We start from the raw sequence: 4,155 nt of genomic DNA on the forward strand, positions 1-4,155 counted from the left end.
CGTTCGTCGAGGGTGTGGTCGTGCATGGCGATCGTGTGGTGCCGCATCCGGACCTGCCGACGTATCCCTTCCAGGGCGACCACCACTGGCTGACCAGCCTGCCGGCCGGCGGTGACCCGAAGACCGTGGGGCAGCGGGCGGTGACCCACCCGGTGCTCGGCGCGGCGGTCCACTCGGCGGACACCGACGCCCTGGTGCTCACCGGACGGGTGTCCGTGGCGACGCATCCGTGGCTCGCCGATCACGTGGTGCGCGGCTCCGTGATCTTTCCGGGCACGGCCTTCGTCGACGTGGCGATTCGTGCCGGAGACGAGACGGGCTGCTCCTTCCTGGAGGAACTGGTCCTGGAGGCCCCGCTCGATCTGGCCGCGCAGGAGAGCGTGAGCCTCCAGGTCACCGTAGGGGCGCCGGACTCGTCCGGGCGTCGTGCGGTGCGCGTCCACTCGGCACGGCAGGACCACGCGGACGGGGTCGTCGCTGTGGAACCGGTGTGGGTCCGGCACGCGAGCGGATTCCTCCGGCCGGCCCCGGCGGAGGAGCCGGACGCGGCGGACGTCCTCACCGACTGGCCGCCGCGGGGTGCCGAACCGGTGTCCGCGGAGGACGTCTACGAGCAACTCGCGGCCGTGGGATACGGATACGGGCCGCTCTTCCGCGGACTGCGGGCCATGTGGCGACTCGGTGACACGGTGTTCGCCGACGTCGTCCTCCCGGACCGGGACGCCGCGGACGGCTGGGGCATTCACCCGGGGCTGCTGGACGCGGCGCTGCATCCCGACGTCCTCAACGAGCTGGCCCGGCGCTCGGATTCCGAGCCGCTGCGCCTCCCCTTCTCCTGGCACGACGTGCACCTGCACGCATCGGGCGCCACCGCGCTGCGGGTACGTCTGACCTGGTCGGACACCGACGGTGTGGCCCTGCTGGCCGCCGATCCGACCGGTACCCCCGTGCTCTCCGTCGGCGCGCTGACCACCCGTCCCATGGCCGACGGGACGGCCGCGCCGACCACCGAAGCGGTCCGACACTCCCTGCTGAGGACGCGGTGGACACCGCTGTCCCCGCTCGGGCCGGCGGCTTCGGCGCCGGGCCACTGGTGCGTGGTGGGCTCCGACGCCGAGGACCTGGCCCGCGGGATACGGAAATCAGGTGCCGACGTACGCACGTACGGCCGTCTTCAGGACGTGGCGGCCGCGGCGGCCGAGGCTGCCGATGTGTCGCTGCCCGACGTGGTGCTCCTCTCCTGCCCGCCGTCGGCGCGCCCCGACGCGGCCCTGCCGGCGGCCGCTCGCGCGGCCGCGCAGGACCTGCTCACCGACCTTCAGACATGGCTGGCCGACGAGCGCTTCGAGTCGGCCCGGCTGGTGGTGGTCACCCGCGGTGCGGTCGCGGCGGGACCGGACGACGACGGTGTCACGGACCTGGCCGGCGCACCGCTGTGGGGACTGGTGCGGTCGGCCCAGACCGAGCATCCCGGACGCGTCGTCCTGCTGGACGTCGAGCGCCCCGCGACGTCCGTCGCCGGGGCCGCGCCCACGACCGTCCTGTCCGCCGAGCAAGCCGCCGCCCTCGTCGCGGCGGTCGGCTCCGGCGAGCCCCAACTGGCCGTCCGCGCCGGTTCCGTGCTCGTACCCCGTCTGACGCGCGCCTTCGACGTGGCCGTTCGCGACGCGGAGACCCTCGATCCCGACGGCGTCGTCGTGGTCACCGGTGGCACCGGCGGAATCGGCGCCCTGCTGGCCGAGCATCTGGTCACCGCGCACAGCGCGCGCCATCTGCTGCTGCTCAGCAGGAGCGGCCCCGAGGCACCCGGTGCCGCCGAACTGGAGGCGCGCCTAACCGAGTTGGGCGCGAGCACCTCGATCGTGGCCTGCGACGTCGCCGACCGGGAGGCGCTCGCCACCGTGCTCGGCGGGCTCGACCGTCCGCTGACCGCCGTGGTGCACTCGGCGGCCGTGCTGAACGACGCCACGACCTCGGCTCTCACCCCGGAGCAGCTGGAGACGGTGATGTGTCCCAAGGTGGACGCGGCGGTGCACCTGCACGAGCTGACCCGCGACGCGAATCTCGCACAGTTCGTGCTGTTCTCCTCGGTCGCCGCCGTCCTCGGCGGGCCGGGCCAGGCCAACTACGCGGCCGCCAACGCGTTCCTCGACGCCCTCGCCGAGCATCGCCGCGCCCTCGGCCTGCCGGCCACCACCGTGGCCTGGGGCCTTTGGGAGGACGGCGGCCTGACCGCACATCTCGGCGACACCGACCGGCGCCGGATCACCCGGGACGGCGTACAGCCCCTGTCCGCCGAGCACGGGCTGGCCCTGTTCGACGCCGCCGTCGCCCGTGACGGTGCCGCCTTCGTGGCCGCGCGCTTCGACTTCGCGGCCCTGCGCCGACGTCCCGGTGGCGTCCACGCCGTACTGCGCGGTCTTGTGCGCACCCCTGTCAGGCGTACCGCGGCCGGGGCTGACGCGTCTGACGCCGGCGCCGCCGGGGAATGGCTCGCGCGGCTGTCGGAGCCGGAGGCACGGCGGGCGCTGCTCGACCTGGTCCGGACGCATGCGGCGACCGCCCTCGGGCACGAGACAGCGGAGGCCGTCCCCGCGGACGGCGTCTTCAAGGACCTCGGTTTCGACTCACTGACCGCGGTGGAACTGCGCAACCGCCTCAACGAGGCCACCGGCCTGCGACTGTCCCCCACGACCATCTTCGACCATCCCACGGCGCAGGCCCTCGCCGAGCACCTGTGGCAGACCTGGAGCGGTACCGAGTCGTCCGCCGTCGCTGTCTCGCGGCCCGCCGCGCGCCCGGGGCCGGACGAGGACCTGATCGCGATCGTGGCGATGGGCTGCCGCTATCCCGGAGGCGTCGGCTCGCCGCAGGAACTGTGGGACCTGGTGGCCAACGGAACCGACGCGGTGACCGGATTCCCCTCCGACCGGGGCTGGGACCTGGACGGGCTCTACGATCCGGACCCCGACAAGCCCGGCACCTCCTACGTGCGTCAGGGGGCGTTCCTGGAGGACGTGAGCCGGTTCGACGCCGCGTTCTTCGGGATCTCGCCGCGTGAGGCGCTGGCGATGGATCCGCAGCAGCGGCTGCTGCTGGAGACCGCCTGGGAGACCTTCGAACGCGCGGGCATCGCGCCGCCTTCCCTCAAGGGCAGCGACACCGGAGTCTTCGTGGGCGCCCTCGCCCAGGAGTACGGCTCCACCCTGCTGCACGAAGCGCCGGAAGGCCTGGACGGCATGCTGCTGACGGGCAACGCGCTCAGCCTGGTGTCCGGCCGGCTCTCCTACGTCCTCGGGCTGCAGGGCCCCGCCGTCACCGTGGACACGGCGTGCTCGTCCTCCCTGGTCGCCCTGCACCAGGCCGCACAGTCGCTGCGCCAGGGCGAGTGCACGCTGGCCCTGGCCGGCGGAGTGACCGTGATCGCCACCCCCGGCACCTTCACCGCGTTCAGCCGGCAGCGCGCCATGTCCCCCGACGGCCGGTGCAAGGCGTTCGCCGCGGCCGCGGACGGCACCGGGTTCTCCGAGGGCGTGGGGCTGGTCCTGCTGGAGCGGCTGTCGGACGCGCGGCGCAACGGCCATCCCGTGCTTGCGGTGGTCCGCGGTTCGGCGGTGAACCAGGACGGCGCGTCCAACGGTCTGACGGCGCCGAACGGCCTGGCGCAGCAGCGCGTCATTCGCACGGCCCTCGGCAACGCGGGCCTGAGCCCCGACGACGTCGACGCCGTCGAAGGGCATGGCACGGGGACGGCGCTCGGCGATCCGATCGAGGCCCAGGCGCTGATCTCCGTCTACGGCCAGGAGCGTGATCCGGAACGGCCGTTGTGGCTGGGGTCGGTGAAGTCGAACATCGGTCACACACAGGCCGCCGCGGGTGTGGCCGGTGTGATCAAGATGGTGCAGGCGATGCGTCATGGCGTGCTGCCGCGCACCCTCCACGTCGACGCGCCGTCCCCGCACGTCGACTGGATGGACGGCAGCGTGCAGCTGCTCACCGAGGAAGAGCCCTGGCCCACGACCGACGGACGGCGTCGGGCGGGCGTGTCCTCCTTCGGTATCAGCGGGACGAATGCGCATGTGATCGTGGAGGAGGCGCCGGGGGGTTCGGTGTCGGGTGCCGAGGGTGCTGTGGGTGTGGTGGGTGGGGCTGGTG

1 protein-coding gene is annotated in these 4,155 nt (G+C 73.4%); it reads left to right on the forward strand.

Annotated elements, in window-relative coordinates; all coding sequences use genetic code 11:
* Positions 1 to 20: 20 nt before the first annotated feature.
* Positions 21 to 4,155 (forward strand): type I polyketide synthase (locus tag ACFC8N_RS48660; protein WP_376296081.1); only part of this gene is annotated, 4,135 nt, incomplete at its 3' end.

This window comes from Streptomyces sp. NPDC055966 (genome assembly GCF_042269865.1).
Classification (GTDB): domain Bacteria; phylum Actinomycetota; class Actinomycetes; order Streptomycetales; family Streptomycetaceae; genus Streptomyces.